The sequence below is a fragment of the Halioxenophilus sp. WMMB6 genome (genome assembly GCF_033283405.1).
Lineage (GTDB): Bacteria > Pseudomonadota > Gammaproteobacteria > Pseudomonadales > Cellvibrionaceae > Halioxenophilus.
On sequence record NZ_JAWMQR010000007.1, the window covers coordinates 260931 to 278688 of the forward strand.

The 17758-nt window shown below is 57.6% G+C and carries 9 protein-coding genes; all 9 read right to left on the reverse strand.

Going from position 1 to position 17758, the window contains the following annotated elements:
* Positions 1 to 100: 100 nt before the first annotated feature.
* From SBL51_RS17065 to vgrG, 9 genes are read right to left on the reverse strand one after another with little or no spacing between them, the layout of a single operon-like run.
* Positions 101 to 3793, reverse strand: coding sequence for a DUF4157 domain-containing protein (locus SBL51_RS17065; protein WP_317932305.1), 3693 nt, complete (start codon positions 3791 to 3793; stop codon positions 101 to 103).
* 12 nt (positions 3794 to 3805) lie between these two features.
* Positions 3806 to 5227 carry an ATP-binding protein gene (locus SBL51_RS17070; protein WP_317932306.1) on the reverse strand — a complete coding sequence of 474 codons (1422 nt, stop codon included), beginning with the start codon at positions 5225 to 5227 and terminating at the stop codon, positions 3806 to 3808.
* Positions 5194 to 6726 (reverse strand): contractile injection system tape measure protein, encoded by a 1533-nt coding sequence (locus SBL51_RS17075; protein WP_317932307.1) that lies wholly within the window; start codon positions 6724 to 6726, stop codon positions 5194 to 5196. Before SBL51_RS17075 ends, SBL51_RS17070 begins: the two co-directional genes overlap by 34 nt.
* A 15-nt stretch (positions 6727 to 6741) precedes the next feature.
* Complete coding sequence (locus SBL51_RS17080) at positions 6742 to 9474, reverse strand: hypothetical protein (RefSeq protein ID WP_317932308.1); 2733 nt, start codon at positions 9472 to 9474, stop codon at positions 6742 to 6744.
* Positions 9475 to 9514: 40 nt separating this feature from the next.
* Positions 9515 to 12142 carry a hypothetical protein gene (locus SBL51_RS17085; protein ID WP_317932309.1) on the reverse strand — a complete coding sequence of 876 codons (2628 nt, stop codon included), beginning with the start codon at positions 12140 to 12142 and terminating at the stop codon, positions 9515 to 9517.
* Between the two features lie 11 nt (positions 12143 to 12153).
* Entirely contained in the window at positions 12154 to 15228 is a 3075-nt protein-coding gene (locus SBL51_RS17090; protein ID WP_317932310.1) for a baseplate J/gp47 family protein, read from the reverse strand.
* The gene (locus SBL51_RS17095; RefSeq protein WP_317932311.1) at positions 15225 to 15677 is read right to left on the reverse strand and encodes a GPW/gp25 family protein; all 453 of its coding nucleotides are present in this window, start codon (positions 15675 to 15677) and stop codon (positions 15225 to 15227) included. Before SBL51_RS17095 ends, SBL51_RS17090 begins: the two co-directional genes overlap by 4 nt.
* 12 nt (positions 15678 to 15689) lie before the next feature.
* On the reverse strand, positions 15690 to 15968 hold the full coding sequence (locus SBL51_RS17100; RefSeq protein ID WP_317932312.1) for a PAAR domain-containing protein: 279 nt from the start codon (positions 15966 to 15968) through the stop codon (positions 15690 to 15692).
* Between the two features lie 29 nt (positions 15969 to 15997).
* Entirely contained in the window at positions 15998 to 17689 is a 1692-nt protein-coding gene (gene vgrG / locus SBL51_RS17105) for a type VI secretion system tip protein VgrG (protein ID WP_317932313.1), read from the reverse strand.
* Positions 17690 to 17758 lie beyond the last annotated feature (69 nt).

The following is a 17758-nucleotide window of genomic DNA, read 5'->3' on the forward strand; positions in this document are numbered from 1 at the left end:
TTCAACTATAGCCAGTTGCTTGACTAAAATGCAAGCATAAGCTACGCGGCGGTGGGGAAGGTGGATGAATGGTTGTTCAGGAGCGTCCGGTGCCGGCCGCTTACCACCAGCTGCTGTGGCTGCCGGCCTCCTTGGAGGGGACTCGATAGCGCTCGGAAGCGCCGCCGGTGGCCGAGGATTCGTTCATCTCCTCGGGGCCGTGGTAGGCGGCCAACGAGCGGTTCCAGGCCTGATTGGTGGAGCGCGGTTGGGTGTGACCGATGCGGTTCCAGTGGCCGGAGGCACCCGGCGGTCGGTGGCCCAGAATGGCCCTGCCAAACTGAAAGATGGTGGTGGTGACCACACTGCGGTACCAGGCCTTGGTCTGGTGGTAGGCGGCACTGGTGGCCCGAATCGGCTGCGGACTGCGATTGCGCAACAGGCCAAGGGTGAGCACCTGCAGACCGACTGGGGAGGTCTTGGCGGGGTTGGAGTAGCCGTACTTGGCACGGTTGTTGGGGTTGGTCTCCCGCTGCCCGGCCTTGCTGGCATCGAAGGAGTAGAGGGTGAGTGGGTCTGACGGGGCCGAGGCGAGGGTGTGCAGTGCCCCCGCCGACTTCCACTCGTTGATGCGGCGGTTGGCGGTGGAGCCGCTGACGTTGAGGTTGCCCTGTAACTCCTGACGGGAGAAGAGCCGGCTGCCAAAGGCGGCGCGGGCCTGGGCCTGTTCGGCGCTGTCGCCGCCACTGCCGCTGCCGACGCCTAGATTGGTCTCGGTGGCTGGGTTGATGGTAATGCGTACCCACCAGTTGCCGCCCCGTTCAAAGGGTTCGATGGTGGTTAACCCATAGCGGGCGCGAATGGCCGCCAGCAGCGGTTGCAGAAGGGCGGCGGTTACCCGGTTGCCGCTCAGGCGGCGGGCGGCGGCAATGGCGGCCTGGCCGGCCAGGCGCAGCCGTTGGTTGGGGTCGTTGGGGACGCCGGCCTGGGCAACAAAGCGGCCGAGCCGGCGCGCCTGGGTGACAATCCAGGCCACCACCCGGTCGATACCCCGGTTGATGGGGGCGCGCACCCGGTTGATCAGATTTTTCACGGCATCGGAGACCCGGCCAAGGCCGGCAAAGCGGGCCAGAAAACTGATCACCAGGGTGAGCATGCCGGCCATGGTCGACTCCACCCGGCCGGCGGCTGCGGCCAGACGCCCGGCGGCGATGGCGGCAATGGAGTTGATAAACGACATGGCCACCTGGGCAATGGTGCGCAACCGTTCAACGAAGAACATCACCGTGTTGTAGATGGAGATGATCGCCTGCACAAAGGCGCCCACCGGCGACAGCATGGAGGCGAGCTTGGTGATCGCCTGTACCACTATGCGGTTGCGGACAAAGGTGATGATCTGCTCGATCACCATATCCTTGAGGTTGCTTAAGCCCTCCAGCAGTTGTTGCCAGGCGGCGGCCGGTCCCTCGGTGACCAGGGTGCGCACCAGGGCAAAACCGGACTCCATAGCACCGACAGCGGTTTCGCCCACCACCCGCACCAGTTTCTGGCGAATGTTCTGCCAGGTGAGGCCCAACACACTCAGCACAAATTTGAGAATCTCCTTCAGGGTGAAGGCCTCGGGAATGTGTACCCCGGTGCCGGCCAGGGTGCCGGTCAGCCAGTTGATCAGTGAGGTTTTCAGGTGGGTGACGAAGTTGTTTTTAAACTTCATAAAGCCGAGCTTGCCGGCGCGCACCAGGTTGCCGAGAAAGCCGATGGGGTTGCGAATAATGCTGGTGAAGGCGCCGGCCGCACGGCGGATATAGGGCATCACCCCGGGCGCCACCACCTCAAAAATAATCTGTAACAGCTGCATAACGGTGCCGCCGGCCCAGCTGAAAAAGCGGCCGGCAAAGCTGCCAAACACCCGCGCCACCCGGGCAAAGGCGCCGGGGATATCGAGCAGGTCGCGAATGCCCAGGGAGCGGAAGACGCTTAAAAAGAGCGTGGGGATAGAGCGCACAAAGCCGATCAGCCCGGCCATGGCCCCCTGGAACCAGGCCCAGGCGCGGCCTACAGCGTTGGCGCGCTTGATGTTTTGCCACACGTCCTGCTGGCCGATCATGGTCATAAAGCCGCCGATAATGGTGTCGGCAGTGCGCGCCACCGGCTCGCCGGTGATGGGGTTGGCGCCGAGCACGGCGGTGAGCAGATTCCAAAAGGGGGTGCGTGAGGCGAGCTGGGCCAGGGGCCGCAAAATCACCTCTTTGATCATCTCGATAATGCCGTTGTAGAGGCTGCTGGCCAGGGCCTTGATGCGGTTGATGGGCTCGGAAAAGATGCGCTTGGCCCGGTTCCAGACACCGCCCAGGTCGAAGATATCGGACCAGCTCAGGGAGTCGAGGAAGCGGTCCAGCGCCTGGCGAATGGTGGAGAAGGTGAGCCCCAGGGCGCTGATCTGACGCTCCACCCAGGCGCCGGCACGTTCGAAAATGCCGTGGTTATCCAAGGCGCGGGTGATCAGGTTGCCACCCGGCAGGAACTCGATAATGGCGCGCAGAATATTGGCGGCGCTGCGCTCCACCCGGCTCTGGTTGATGGGGTTCATGCCGAGGATGATGGTCAGCATGCGGAAGCCGGGGATCAGGTAGGCGCGGTCGGCAAAGTAGTCGAGGGCATCACTGATGCCCAGGCGCTGCACTTTCGGGCCACTGCGCCCGGTGACGGCCACCGGGCTACGCTGCAGGCTGGGTGCCTGACTGGGTTCGGCAGCGGCCACACGTTGCACGGGCGGTGGCTCCTCCTCCGCCGCCCGCTGCACGGCGCCGCCCTGTTGTATGGTGTGGGTCAGCTCGTGGGCGATCAGCTCCTTGCCCTGGTCGCTGTCGGGTTGGTATTGGCCCTTGCCAAAGAAGACGTGGTTGTTAACGGCAAAAGCTTTGGCATTCACCTGCCTGTTGAGGCCGGCGGCGTTGTCATCGGTGTGTACGCGCACATTGCTGAAGTCGGCGTTGAAGCGGGGCTCCATAAACTGGCGCACCGACAGTGGCAGCGGCTGGCCGCTGCTCATGCTGCTGCGAATATTGGCACTGACATTACTGGCCACATCCGGGTTGCCCTCGGCCTTGCGTTGCACGGGCTCCTGCTCTTCTGTCACCGCCTTGCGCTGCAGCGTCTCTTCCTCCTCTTGCTCGGGTTGGCGCTGGACCATGGGCTCTTCTTCGTTTATGGGTTTGGCTTGAACCTTGTGCTCCTCCTCCTGCATGGGCTTGGCCTGAACCTTGTGCTCCTCCTCGTGCATGGCCTTGGCCTGAACCCTGGGCTCCTCGTCGTTCATGGCCTTGGCCTGAACCCTGGGCTCCTCCTCGTTTATGGCCTTGGCCTGAACCTTGGGCTCCTCCTCGTGCATGGCTTTGGCTTGAACTTTGGGCTCCTCCTCCTGTGCCTTTTTCTTGATCGCTTCCGGCTCTTCACTGGCCGCCTGGCGCGCCATTTTTTCTTGCTCCGGCGCCGGCTGCGCAGTGCCAAAGCGGGCAATGTAGGGGGAGCGCAATTTGGCCGTCAGCTTGTCGTCGCCATTGGCCATTCTGCGAAAGGTGCCGCCGCCTCCCTGGCGCACATAGGCGACGCTGGCAGCGGGGATGGCCATGCGCATCACTTTTTGTGCGGTGTTGTCGGCCTCTCGCTCCTCTGGGTCGTGGGGGACGGAGACCTTGCTGGCCATCTGCAAACGGGCGTTATTGACCACACCCTTGCCGGGCATAAAATTGGCGCCGGCGGCGGCCGGGGATGATTGACTGCGTGTGGTGGTGCTTTTTTTAACGCTGTCCATGGTGGTGCTCGCTTAGATTCTGCGCCCCTCTTTTAGGTATTCCCGGCGCATACCCTCTTCAATATCTTCGTGCAGCATCAGGCAGTCGCCGCGCACCAGGGCTTTCAACGAGGCAAAGCGCACGACGTTGGCAATGGTGCCGCCGGCGACATCGTATTTGTCGGCAATGGCGTGTAGCCGGATACCCTCTTCCAGCTGAATCTGTTGGGGCAGGGCGTGCTGCCATAATTTCAAACGCTCGTTGGGTTTGGGCAGAGTGAACTCCACCACCGACTGGAAGCGCCGCATAAAGGCATCGTCGATATTGCTTTTAAAATTGGAGGCGAGAATCACCACGCCGTCGAACTCCTCCACCCGCTGCAACAGAAAACTGATCTCTTGATTGGCGTAGCGGTCGCGGGAGTCATCGACCTTGGTGCGTTTGCCAAACAGGGCATCGGCCTCGTCGAAAAAGAGAATCCAGTTGCGGTGCTCGGCCTCATCGAATACGCGCGACAGATTTTTTTCGGTTTCGCCAATGTATTTCGAAACCACCATGCTCAGGTCGACCCGATAGACAGCGCAGCCACAATATTTGCCCAGCAGACAGGCCGAGAGGGTTTTACCGGTGCCGGGCGGTCCGTAAAAGAGGCTGGTGTAGCCGCGGGCGAGCTTGTCGCCCATACCCCAGTCGTTGAGCAGCTGATCGCCGTATTCAATCCAGGCGCGAATCTCCTGTAGCTGCTCGAGGGTGGCGTGGGGCAGTACCAGGTAGTCCCAGTCGAGGCTGGTGTGAATGCGTTGCGCGGGAAACTCTGCGCCGAAGCTTGGCTGGTAGTGTTGGCCGGAGGTGAACAGGGCGATTAGATCGCGGTTGAGTTGCAGGGCGCTGCTGGTGCGCGGTTCATTACTGGGTGCTTCGTTAATTTGCAGCAGACTGTTGTGCAGCAGGCGACTCTCCCGGTTAAAAAATTGCAGCACGCGCAGGCGTTCACTGAGGTTGTCGCCGGCAAACAGAAACAGCACGGTTTCAATGGTTGGCAGAAAGCCACCGTGCTGGTTACCCAGGTGGCCGCCAAATTCGGTAAAGCCGCGTCCGGTCTCTGAATTTTTAGTAAGCAGTACATCAAACAACTGTGGCCGCACAGTGGGAACTAAGGCGATCAAAATAATCAGCCGCTCTTCCAGTGAGAGTGCATTGGCAATCAGAAAATGGGTGTAGTCGGAATCACCAAGCATGGGTGGTGCGGTCAAATTTAACGGCAGGCTGGGCGGTGGTGTGGCGCCTTCGTCACCACCGGTAAAGTATTGGCCCAGCCGCTGCTGTAACAGATGGGCAAGCCAACTCAGGTCGCGGTCGATATCCCGGGCGTTGTTCTCCAGCCGGTGTTGGCGGTCACTGTTGCTGGTAGCCGGCTGCTCTACCAGGTGATGAACAAGGGTTTGGTCATCCATGGTAGTTTCACCGTGGTTATTGAGTAGGGAAGGTAGTCGAGCAGAATGTCGTGGCCCAAGCGTTCAAAGGTTAACTGCAGGACGCCATCGTGTTGGCTGAGCAGCGCGCTGCGTTGTAGAAAGGCGGTCTGTAAACCGGTGGGCGAGGTGTTTTTCAAACGCGACCAGTGACGAATCATTGCGGCTAATAGGGTGGCGACTTCGCTCTTGTCATCGCTGGTGAGCAGCCCCTCACCAATCAAACCTCCGCCCTCTGGCTGTTGATCCTGTTGCTCGGTGTGGTTGTGTGAGGCCAGGGCGTTCTCAACGGGATAGCGCATTTGGTTTGGGTCGCCAAGCAGCAGATGGGCGATATTGAGTTCAAACGCCAGGGCGACTTCGCGCCCGGTGGCGGCGAAAAAAATCAGCGCCAGCGCGCGCTTGTAATCGGATGGCTGGATGCCAGCTTTGTTGTGGCGTACACCGCAGGCATCAAACAACCTGCGCAGATAGGGATATATAAGAATGGTGCCGCCATAAAGCAGCCGCAGGGTGGTGTGATTTAATTTGGCCTCGGCTGCCGGGCTCCGGCTATTGCCGCTAGTGCTTAGTGACTGTACGCCGGTTGTTGCCGGTTTGGATAGGGTGTCGGCCGTTGCCAGGGCCAAAATTTCGGCCAACTGCGCAACTGAAAACCCGGCGGCCATTAATTGTTGTTGCCACTGCTTTTGTTGCGAGCTGTTTAAGGCAAGATCAGCCGTGTGAACCGAGGCGTGTGCAGTGTTGCCTGCGCATGCACCACTCGCCTGTACTATCAAAAAAGCCAACCAGTGTTGCTGTTGCCTTACTGTGTGGCTAATCAGAACGCCATCAATCAACATTTTCAGGGCGCGGCGGTAGTGGCTGTGTGAGCTTGGCTGGGGCAAGGCAGCCAGCAGGGCGCTGATCTGGTCGTCAAGCACGGATGGGGGCAGCAGCTGCAACCAACGCAGGAGTAGGGTGTGGGTTAGCTGTTGATTGAGCAAGATGTGAAGCTCGGTATTGGCGCTTACGGCAATTTTTTGCAAGACGGTAAATGGCTCGTTGAGGGTTAACGCGTACCAGGGTAGTGAGCCTGTTAGCAGATAGTGTTTCAGCCAGCCGATGGCTTCGGTGTTGAGTGCCTCGGCGTTGTCAGGGCTTGCGCTATCCGCCCCGCTATTTTGAGTGGCATCACCCGATTGCAAATTCGCTTCACTGCCGGGGTAAACATTGGCCGCTGTCTGTTTGCTAATTAACTCAGCCAACTCGCGCCGCAACTGTGGCAGTAGTCGCTCTGCTTGCAGGTCGGTTAGTTGCAGTTCCAGCCTGGGAATATGCAGAAAATTTTCAGGCCCCGCGATCTCATCCAACACGCTGTTGAAGGTTGGAAGCAGTTGGGACCACTGTTCGTTAATTTGCCGGCGTAACGCCAGTGCCGCCTCTTCGTGACCGGCACTGGCATTGAGTCGCAGGCGTTTTATGCGGTGGTTATTCTGCATCTAAATCACTTTTGGTTAGCGTGAGAAGTTGCCGATAATAGCGTCGATGCCGCCAATCAATCCGCTGTTGCTGGTGCTGCCTTTAATCGTGGTTAGGTTGTTGTTTATTAAGCTGGTGGCAGTGTTGTTATCTTTAATGACCTGCACGCTGCTGTTGACCTCCTGCAGTGCTTTGTAGCCATCACTGCCGAAGCTGACGTTGCTATCGTTAACCGACAGGTAATCGACCAGGTCGGATGTGGTCTGTGCCAGGCTCTGCTGTTTCTGGTCGGCGGCTTTTTGGTAGAAGGTGCGGGTCTCCTCGGGCAGGGTGGTGTCGTTGGCCCGGGTTTGGTAGTTCTCAACAATGGTTTTCTCGCGCGCAACCTGGTCGGCCAATAACCCGATAATGGCATCGTCGTAGCCGGCGGTAATACCGGTGGTGGGCGCGGCAACGGTTTGCGATTTGTAGAGGTCACTGACCAGGTTGAGGGAGTCCTGGAAGACCGAGGTGTAGGCCGTTTGTACGTTGAATTTCTCGGTGTATTCGGCATCGATCCCCTTTTTGAAGAGATCGAGCTTGTCGATAAAAACATGGTCGATGGAGGGCAATATTTTAATGCCGTTGTCGATCACCCACGGCGGGCGGAAACCCGGTTTCGGTAGGGGTGGTTCTTCCACTGCGCTCTCCTGCTCTTCAATCAGATAGTGGGCCAGACAGAAATCGGCGATAACGATTCCGCGGCTGTCGTAGAGCAGGACAAAGGTGCCGCCGCGATTGACACCACCGCGCGGCTCCAGGCCCGGGTATTGGCCAAGGAAGGGTGCCAACAGCCGCTTGTTATCGCGCTGCTCATCTTTTTTATCAATCAGAATATCGAGCCAATCGAGCCAGTCGGGTTTAACAACACCAATTAAATTATCGAACGGTGTGGTGAATTCGGTTTTGACCACCTTGCCCAGTGTGTATTTGTATTCGCCGGCGTTGGTGACGGTATCGGTAAAGTTCACTTTCCAGCTGTTGTCGACCCGATAGCTGGCGTAGGGGAGGTTCATGCTCTGTTGCACAGCGGAGGTTTTGCTGTTGATGGTGGAGTGTTTGATGTTGGAGGTTTCGGAAACCGATGGGCCATCGCCAGAGACTGGTTCATCAATTACCCGTTTGCTGGTAATGGCCTGGTCGATATTGGTTTTAAAGGCGTTGTTAAATTGTTTAACGTCGTCCAGCGAGTGGTAGATATCCTGTCGCAACAGGTGGTGAAAACGGTTGAGATCGGTATAGCCGGCGCCGCGCCGGCCACGAATGCCGGTGCGGTTCTGGCCGGTAAAAACGGTGGCGACCGTAAAGGGCAGATTAAAGTTGGCAATCTGCGTTTCGATGGCCGCTACGGCACTATCAACGCTGCTGCCAATGTGGCCCTCTATGCGGAAAAAATCAAAGCCATCGATGGCGGCAGCCAAAGGCTCGGCGGCGGCACCCTGGGCCTCATAGACGGCGCTGTGGTAGCCGTAGTTGTAAGCCGCCATTTTGCGTGAGGAGAGCTCAAAGTTCCAAAAATTGACGACGCTGTTACTGCTGTCGATTTGGTAGTAGATGGGAATGGCCTTGGCTTCCAGGGTTGTGCTGGAGCGACTGGGGGTGATGCGCAGCTCGCTGGCTGCGGGGATAAAAAAGTTGGCGACCAGGGTATCGAGTTTTTTCGCCAGAAAAGCGATGTGCTGCTTGGCGGTGGTATCGGCCACTGCTGCCGAGGGATAGAACTGAAAGCGATGACTGCTGGGGTTGGCGAGATCGCCCAACAGTAAATGCTTAGCAAAGGCCTGGGTATCCGGGTTGCAGCCAGGTACGGTGTTGGCCATCACTCTGCGCAGCTCGTTCCAGGTGTCGGCCAGGTCTTTTATAAATGCATAGAAATATTGCACGCCGCTACTGCTGTTGGTGAGGGTGTTGGTTAAACTGGTTAACCGCTCCCGCCAGCCGGCGGTTGGGTCGGCAGGGAAGGTATCGGCCAATAAAAAACCGGCGTTACTCCACAGTTGGGTAAAGGCAGGTAACAGCTGTTTGGTCATGGCGCTGGCAGCACTGGCAAAGGCGCCGTTAATCTCCGCGCTGGTATTCATGGCCGGCTTGATCAGCGCCCGGCGTGTGGTAACTTCGGCCAGTGCCCGGGCGGCATCGCGGGCGGTAACAATGGTGGGTGCCAATGGTTGTATGGCGCTGCTGGGAATCAGCAGCAATTTATTTTGGCTGACGTAGTTCTGGCCGCGGTTGTCACAGTCGGTGCCGCTGCAGAGGTCGTTATCTTTGATGTAACTCTCCACCAACAACACAGCCGTCATACTGCTCAATGTGTGGCCGCTGATTTCACTAAACTGGTCGAGGCTGTTAGCACGCAGATCTTCGCCTTCATTCATCACCAACTCGTAGGCCTCGAGCATGGTCTCGTCGCCCGTGTAGAGCGGTGGGTAAACTGGCGCATCGGTGCTGTAGAGTTTGAAGCGGTCGAAGGTGACGGTGTTGCCTATTTGCACCAGGTCGCCATCGCTGGTGATGCCGGTGCCGGGGCTTAAGGTGATTGTCGAGCCGGTTGCGCTCACCCGTAGACCACAGACGATACCAACACCAATTAAATTCACTCGACTAAGCCGATCCTGATCGTCGAGATAGTTGCTTACGCTGTTGAGGTGGGCTTCGGTGAGCACTTGATCTTTTTCAAAAACGCTGTAACCACTGGCTATATCGGCGAGGCTGTTGTGTAAACTGGTCATCGGTAGGTCACCTCTTGGTCTCAGGTAAGTTGTGCCGCTGTTATTGGTCGTCGTCGGTTGCTGGGCTAAAGGAGCCGAGCGAGGCCGAACCCAGAATAAATTTTGAATCTGAGCTGCAGTCGCCCAACTGCTCGGGTGGATAGACATTCTTAACGCGGTACAACTGGTCGATAAAATTGGTCAGTATGGTTGTTCGGTTGGCATTGGTGCGGCCGGATTTAAGTGACACCCAACTGCGATACAACCCCTCCAGTGCTGCCATATCCTCCCGGCTGATCCAACACACCTTGGGTAAAATGTGGGCCGGTACCTCGGCGCGGATAACGGATTCGGCAAACTGCCGAAAATGGCTGTTGCTAAAACGTGCGCCGTAGGCGGGTAAAATAATGTGCAGGCGGTAGGAGTAGGGGTCGAGGTCGCTACACTGCTCGCAATTGACATCGACACAGATTGGCAGCATCGGCTCGCCTTCCTGCTCCGGGCGCAACAACAGGTTTTCAATCACGTACATGCCTTCATCGTTGTAGTGGGTTTGCAGGTAGGTGATCAGTTCATCAATGGCCAGCTCCATGGCCTCGAGGGTTTCGAAATATTCGATGCGCCGGGCCACCACTTCACTGGTGGCGTCAATAATATTGAAGTAGTGGGTACCGTTGCTGGCTACTTTGCGCTGGTAATTTTCGCGCGCTGAAGCCAGTGCGATGGCCTGGTACATCTCTGTGAGCGCATCCTCCTCGGTCTCGTAACGGGTGCTGCTGCTCAACAGTATTTGGGCGGTTTCCCGGTGGCGGATACGAAAGCGAAACTCATCGGTGGGGGTGGCATCGAGCTCGGCGTAGATATCGTAGGCAATTTCGCTCAGATTGCGGCGCCGGTAATTTTTAATATCCAGCAGGTGCGCCAGCCGCTGCTCCAGGCCAGAGACGTTATCGCTGTTCCAGAGCGCGTCGTCATCCTGTAGGGAATAGTTGTAAGCCTGGCCACGGTTGCTGGAGATGGCCGGGTAATTATTTAACACCTGGCACTTGTGCTGAATCAGTTGGCTATCGCTGATGTGAAACGCGGTGGCCATAACACTGGCGTATTCGGTAAAGCTCTCGGCAAAGCGGGCTATCAGGTGGTTGAGAAAGCGCTGGCGTCGTTCAACCAGTGCCGGTTTGTCCTCCACCGTCGCTTCCATGGCATCCACCAAGGTGGTGCCCTCGGGCAGGTTGTAAAGTGCCTGCCAATCGGCAAAGCCATTTACCGCCTGGTAAAAATAGGTGCGTTGCAGCGTTGGTTCGGTGGCGAAGAGGTCGCCGACATGGGCCAGCTGCGCCAGATAGTTGGCCAGCAGTTGTTCAAAGAAGAGCAGGTAGCCTTTCAGTTGTTGTGCTTTTGCCAAGCGGGTTGCGTCACCGCCGGGTGGCAGCCCGGCCGGGCCGACGCCATAAACCGCCGGCAGATCATGGCGCAGCGAGTGGTAAGCGTGGGGGCTGCGGTAACGGCCCAGGGGAATGGCGAGATCCTCCTGGTTTTGCGCTTCCAAAAGTTGCCGGGCTGCCGCCACCCGCTGTTGATACTGTTCGGCCACCTGGTTGCTCTCTGGCAGTATGGGGATGCTCTGCTTATAAAAAATCAGGCGCGAGCCCGCAATATTCAACAGCGCCTTTTTGCCGGGCGGAACGTTAATTAACCAGACGTCGGTGACCGGTACCGCCTGGCCGCTGCGATTGATCACCAGTTTTTTTATCGCCCGCACACCGGGGATATCCATAATGATGTTAATCACATCCGACAGCCGCAGTTGGGTTTTTAATTCGGCCTTGCTCAGCTCGTCATCGGGAATAAACCCACTGTTAAGAGCGGGGCCATTAAATATTTCATCGACGGGGTAGTGGCCGCCATCGGCCTTGCGCCGGGTGAGCATCTCGGTCAGGGAGTAGTTGCGCGGCGCGGGTGCCATGTAATCCTGCAGTTCAAACAACAGCTGGGCGTTGACGGCAACCGGGTCGGCATCGGTTGTGAGTTCAATCTCGCCACAGACGACAAACTCGGCGCTATCGACCATGCCGATGCTGGCAAAATCTTCACACAGGTTGCGATTGTCCTGCAGTGTTTCGCGTACCGAATCGATAATCTCATCCCGTTCCAGAGCGGTGGTAACATCCTCCATAAAATCGATTAACACATCGTACACACCGCAGAGCTCAACCGGTTTGATGCCACTGGCGTGGGTGTCGGTGAGTGGTGGCTCGGCGGTTAACGGGTTTGTGTCGAACAGCCGGGCGTGGGGCAGGTCGGCGTAGTAGGTAATTGAGGCCGGTTTTAACCAGGCGTTCTTTACCCCTTGCAGATCGATTAACAGTTTTCGGTAATCGAGTTCGGTGACTGGCCGGTTGGGCAGAATCTGACGGGCGGTAAAAAATTTCTCCGCCATGGTGCTGGCGTTGTCTTCTTCAGTGGCCAGCAGGTCGGCCACGGGGAGTGCGGCTCGGTAGCTTAAATCGGTCAGCGCATAGCAGAGCACCTCCAGCAGGGTGATGCCCGGGTCGTGGACATTGTAGTCGGTCCACACCTGGCTTGAGAGGTTGCGAATAATTTCCAAGCCACCCGCATAAAGCTGCTCAATGTCGAGCTCGATGGACTCTTTCTCCCGGGTGATAACTGGCTCAATAAGGTTCAACATTATTGTGATCGCTACTCCAGGTATTGGTTGATACTGTGGTTGTTGGCCGATACCAGAATTTCATCGGGGGCCTGGGGCTGCACCTGGTTGGCATCCATCCGGTTGCTGGTGGCATCGACAAAACTGTAGAGCTGGACGTTGGTAATAAAGTCGACGTAGTCGAGCTCGTCGATCAGATCGATCAACACCGATTTATAGATCACCCCGCCAAATTCGATATCGGCCGCAGAGGAGTAAGCCCAGGGTGAGAGCCGCTGCTTGATGGTCTCCTCAAGTTGCTGGCGATAAAAATTAAAACCAAAGCCCGGGCGGAATTTCACATCGAAGGCCAACTGCACCTGGCGATAACGGGGGTTGGCAACGTGCACTTCTGTCTGCCGGCCGACGCGCTCGGTTAAGAAACTGTGCACCCGGTTAAGGGTGTTGCTGTCTACCTTGGGTTGCAGCCGGTTGATGGCATTTTGATTGTTTAAATCGGCAATGGTGATCACCGTAACGTGGCCGGGGGCCAGCCACTGACCGGGCTTGGCGTGGTTGATGGTTTTCACCTTGTGAATAGCGGCAAACTGCTGCAGTACCAGCCGTTCGTAATCCCAAACGGTAACGGCCCGGTCTTTGTGGCGCAGCCGCTCCGCCACCCGGGTGCGGAAAGGCTCCGGCTGTTCCTGCAGGTGGCCGCCGAAGGAGGCGTAGGGTTGCGCAACGCTTTTGATAGCTTCGACGCTGGTGAGCAGCTTGGTTATCCTGCCGGCGGCGAGGGTACGACTGAGCCGGGTGGGGTCGTTGCCGTTATCAATATTGACCACTTCAATGGCATTGGCCACCACATCAATGAACTTCGGCCGCGCTTCGATTGCGCCGTTGAGGCCGATGGCGGCTTTTAACCAGACAGGCCCGGCGGGCAGCAGTGAGTTGGTGGTGGTGGTCTCACTCGGCAGAGTGATGTTAACAATGCCGCTGGTTAACAGCTGGTTGGTAGTGTCGCCGGTTAATTGCGCTTCGTTGAGCGGCTTCCAATAGTTGTCGCACAGCACCGACCAGGTGAGGGGGGTGGGGGCTATGTCTGGGTTGGCACTGCCTTCGGCCACCTGCAACAGCAGGCTGACGGTATCGCCGGCACGGAGTTTTTCCAGGCCAATAATTAACTCGCCGCGATTGGGCTGCTCGGCCAGCAGAGTGACATTGGTACTGGCTAAAAAATTAAATTGGCTGCGCTGGTAGCCGTGCTCCCGCCGTTGGCCAAAATAACCCAATTGATAAAACTGCACATCCAGGTTGGCGAAGTCGTCGGCGTTGGTGGAGCTGATGGCAACGGTATCGGTGGCGGCCTGGTAGTTGAGTGCGACCGATTGCAACACCGGCGTGTAGGGTTCATTGGGCAGATTTAAGCCGGAGCCGGTTTGGGTGTAAGTGAGCACGTTGGTGACATAGGCTTTGCGATAGGCCTCGTGCAGAAAATCGTGGTTCAACTGCAGGGTGATAAAACCGTCGTTGCGGCTGGGTGGCTGGTTTGCCCTGGCGCGGTTGACGGGGCGGCGCAGCAACAGTGTGTTGAGGTTACGTGCCGCCCAACTGGTGTTGGCGCTGTTGAGCGAGTAGTAAAACTGCGTGGTGAAGTTGGAGGCGGTGGTGCTGCCCGATTGGCTAAACAGCAGTGTGTGCTTGGTACCGGCATCGCTGCTGTTAAACAGTGTTTTGCTGGGCTCCTGGGGCGAGCTGTAATCCCAGCTGCCGCCATCTTTAAAGTTGATGTTGGCGGTAAAGGTGCTGTTATAAACCGAATGGCCCGAGTAGTTGTAGTGGCTGTGGAAATTACTGGGGGCATCCTGCCATTGCAGTGTTAATTCCAGTTGTGTGAGTTTTTTGTTGAGTGCTTCGCTGCAGCCCACCAGCCAGCGGCTTCCGCGTTTCGGTTGTGGCCCAAACGGCATAAAGGCCTTGCTTGGGTCAAGGCTGCCAAGGTCGTTCTGCAGCTGCAGTTGTTTAATGCCGGCGACATTCACCGACACTTTTATCGACTGTATAACCAGGTTGGCGAAGGGTTGGTAGCCGGTGTGGCTGGACTCCTTTAACAACAACTGTGCAATGGGCGTGCGGGCATCGTAGTGGTAGCCGTGAATGGCGGCGTCGTAGTCGACAATGGCTTCGGCATCGCTGGCCAGGGTGGTGGAGATGGTCAATTTGCCGTTGTTGTATTGTGGAGTGACCGTGAACGGGCCCAGCCACTGTTTGGCGCCGGTGAGGTAGAGGTCGAAGGCGTTGTGCAACACGGCGCTGTTCAGTGCCCCCGGGGCGACCGTTTGAATATTGAGCGTTAGGGTGACGGTGCGCCGGCCCTCGGCCAACCTCAGCACCGGGCTGGCAATGGCAAAGCCGGTTTCGGCGGCGGGCAGGTAGCTGGCCCCAAACCCGGGCCACTGACCATCGGCGCTGGTCAGCTCGGCGCCCAAGCCGTCGGCGGAGTTGGCAATCGGTGCGGTGCGCACGGTGCCATGGTGGGCTGGGTCGAGCCAAAGGCTGCGCAGCGACGATACCAAGCCCGGATTAATCACCGTTGCCTGGGTGGGCTGATAAATTAATTCAACACCGGTCTCATCCTTGCCGCCGGCAAGGCGATGGTTGCTATCAATTAATACCGGTGGGCTATTTTTTTTCAGGGCAAAAACAACGTGGGCGCGATCGGCCTGGGCCGGCTTGGTAAACAGCTGCAACACATCCTGATAATAAAAATCGAGGTGTTTGTGGGTGAATTGGTTTAACAGCTGCTGCGGGTGTTGGTAGAGGGTTAAAAAACTCTGCAACAGCGCCAGGTGAGGCGTGCGGCTACCATCGCGCTTGGCCAGCCAGGCATTGAGCTCGTCTTCACTAAAGGGGAAGAAGTTTTGCCAATCGCCGGCGGGTGTGTGGCCATCGTTGCTGTCGTAAAAGTGAATGAAAGGCGACAGCCGTTTTATAAAACGCAACAGGTCGGCGCTGCTGCGCTCGTCGATATCAACATAGCCCGCTTTCAGCCCCGCCGGGGTGCGCTGCCCCTGGTGCTGGCCGGAGGCGATGATCAACTGTTTGATGATATCGTCTTCGGTCATTGGCCAACTGCTCCTGCGTTGTTGCCGACTTCGCTGCCATCGTAGAGATAGAACGGGTAGACCAGATTAAAACGGGAGTTGGTGGTGCGCACCCGATAGTCGATATCAAACGCCAACACCCCCTCCAACAGACGGCTCTGGTCAAGCTCCAAGCGCTCCACTTCGATGCGGGGTTCATACACCAGCAGATTGGTTTTCACCTTATCTTTGAGCAGGGTTTGCATGCTGGTGTTGAGTGATTCAAACAGGTACTGCTGCAGGTTTAAGCCGTACTTGGGGTGCAGCAGTCGCTCGCCGGCGGTGGTGCCCAACAGAATGGTCAGGCTGCCTTCGATATCCTGTTCCTCTTCGGTCATGCGCAGCTCGCCGGCAATGCGGTCGAACTCGGGTGGGAAGCTCCAACCGCGGCCGAGAAACGAGGTGGTGGGTTCCAGTTTATTGTTAGACATTATTTTTCCCGGCTAGCCTATGATCACCGTTGCTGCACCCACCACTGCCATGGCACCGCACAGGCAGGTGTCGCTGGTGCGCAGTGCCGGCCGGCCGTTGATTAACACCGTGGCACTGCCCATGGGAAATGGGCTGGCGGTGGGTTGGTGGCCGGTGGGTGGCAGGGCACAGACGTGCATGTCGCCGGCTACCGCCGCCGGCATGCCGCCAATCAAAACTGTGGCGACACCGGGGCCAACCACCACGCCGCCGTGGTTACTGATATCGCCAACTCTGACTGCTGCGGGCATTGTCTTTCTCCGTTAATTGATCGGTGCCATTAATTGATTTGTACGATGCCGCCCTTAACCGTGGTTTGGGCGGCACTGGAAATTTCGGCACTGACACCGCCTTCGAGTTTCAGCTCGGTACCGGCTTTGATGGTGATCGCCTGTTGCGCGTTTAACTCCAGATCGGCGGTGGCATCGAATTTGATGGCTTTCGCGCTGCTTAAGGTGATGCCCTCTTCATTGAGGGTAATGCTGTTGCCGTGTTGGTCCTCCAGGACAATCGCCTTTTGCTCTTCCGATAGCTGCAGTTTGTTACCCGCGGGTGTTGCCAGGCTCATCTCGACTTTTTCGTCGTTGAGCAGCCACTTCATTTTGGAGCGGGTTTGAATCACCTTTTCGTGGTTGTCGTCACTGCCGGTGAGCGGAGCCGGTTTGGCGCTGCTGTTGAGCATGCCGAGGATTACCGCCGCGCGTGGGTCGTCGTTAATAAAACCGACAATGACCTCATCGCCCACCTCCGGCCGGAAAAACGTCCCGCGCTCATTACCGGCGTCCAGGCAGGCCACCCGTGCCCAGGTGCCTTCATCGTCTGAATCAATTTGGGCCAGTTTTACCCGCACCCGGTGTTCGGCCTGGGGGTCTTCATTGCTGGTAACGATAGCGATGTGCAAGCCGTGAATGGCGGGTATTACCGCCGAGGCGGGTGGTTCACTCATGGGCGGAATTAAGCACTCGAGAGGCTCAATGCCGCCGAACTGGAGATCGGTTTTCCAGCCTTGCACGGTATCGTGCTGGTGGCGTACGCCGGTGATAAAGGCGGTGCCGTTGAAGCGATCGCTAAAGCCCGCCAGAGTGACCAGATCGCCCACCTGCAGAGAGCCAATGCCTTCGCATTTAATGCGGCCCTGAACACGGTTGGCCTGCGACTCCTGCCAACTGGCGTTGGCCCACTGGCTGGCTTCGTCTTGGCTTAGCTGCGGGTGTTTTAAAATGCGCTGGTTGTTGTCCAGGGCATTGGCAAGATCGCTGCCGGTTAAATTGCCAGGGGTGGTGAGACCCGGGTCGCTGCCTTCCTGTTCGATCAGCTCCTGATTGGCGCTGTCCCAAATTTTGGCGTTAACGCCGGTGAACTGCTGGCGGCTCTCCAGTTGCAGGTCGGCCTCAAGTACCGTTGCACCAAATACCAGGTCGGCTTTGCTTTCGCCCTCTGGGTTGATCCCCTGCAGCACAATGCCATCCGGCCGGGTGAGCAGGTGTTTGCTGTTAAGCCGCGCCCGCGCCAGGCTGAAGTGCCAGTCGCTGCATTGGTACTGCACCAGCTGTGGGTGGGTGATATGGGTGGCTTCGCTCTCCAGCGCGACACCGGCGTCGCTAAACAGCGTGCTGATGGCATCGCTGTCGGTGCCATCAAAAAAGACGCGGCTCTTTTTATGGATGGTCATTTTTATCGCGTGGTGTTTTGCTTCAACAATTAACTGCGGCGCGCTGTTGTTGCGCACTTTACTGCTGTGCCGGGTGATGATGCCGCTAAAGAGAATTTGTGGGTCGTTCTGGGCCCCGGCTTTTATCTCAATTTTATTGCCAGGTACCATCGATTCACCGCTGGAGAAGTTAAAGCCACCGGCCGAGGCGGAGCCATCTTGAAACACCAGGCGTGCGCTGGCGATACGATCAATGGTGGTGTTGATCGTTACCGACAGCAGGTGTTGTCCCCGGGGTAGGGTTTCACCGTTGATCGCCACGATGAATTCCCGTTGCTCGGTGGGGATGGGTAAGCGCCTGGTGGTGTTAATGATTTAATCTCCGTTGTG

Coding starts and splice junctions, on each gene's coding strand:
- SBL51_RS17100 (WP_317932312.1), bottom strand. CDS start 15,968: ATGCCCGCAGCAGTCAGAGTTGGCGATATCAGTAACCACGGCGGCGTG.
- SBL51_RS17070 (WP_317932306.1), bottom strand. CDS start 5,227: ATGGATGACCAAACCCTTGTTCATCACCTGGTAGAGCAGCCGGCTACC.
- SBL51_RS17085 (WP_317932309.1), bottom strand. CDS start 12,142: ATGTTGAACCTTATTGAGCCAGTTATCACCCGGGAGAAAGAGTCCATC.
- SBL51_RS17075 (WP_317932307.1), bottom strand. CDS start 6,726: ATGCAGAATAACCACCGCATAAAACGCCTGCGACTCAATGCCAGTGCC.
- SBL51_RS17095 (WP_317932311.1), bottom strand. CDS start 15,677: ATGTCTAACAATAAACTGGAACCCACCACCTCGTTTCTCGGCCGCGGT.
- SBL51_RS17080 (WP_317932308.1), bottom strand. CDS start 9,474: ATGACCAGTTTACACAACAGCCTCGCCGATATAGCCAGTGGTTACAGC.
- SBL51_RS17065 (WP_317932305.1), bottom strand. CDS start 3,793: ATGGACAGCGTTAAAAAAAGCACCACCACACGCAGTCAATCATCCCCG.
- SBL51_RS17090 (WP_317932310.1), bottom strand. CDS start 15,228: ATGACCGAAGACGATATCATCAAACAGTTGATCATCGCCTCCGGCCAG.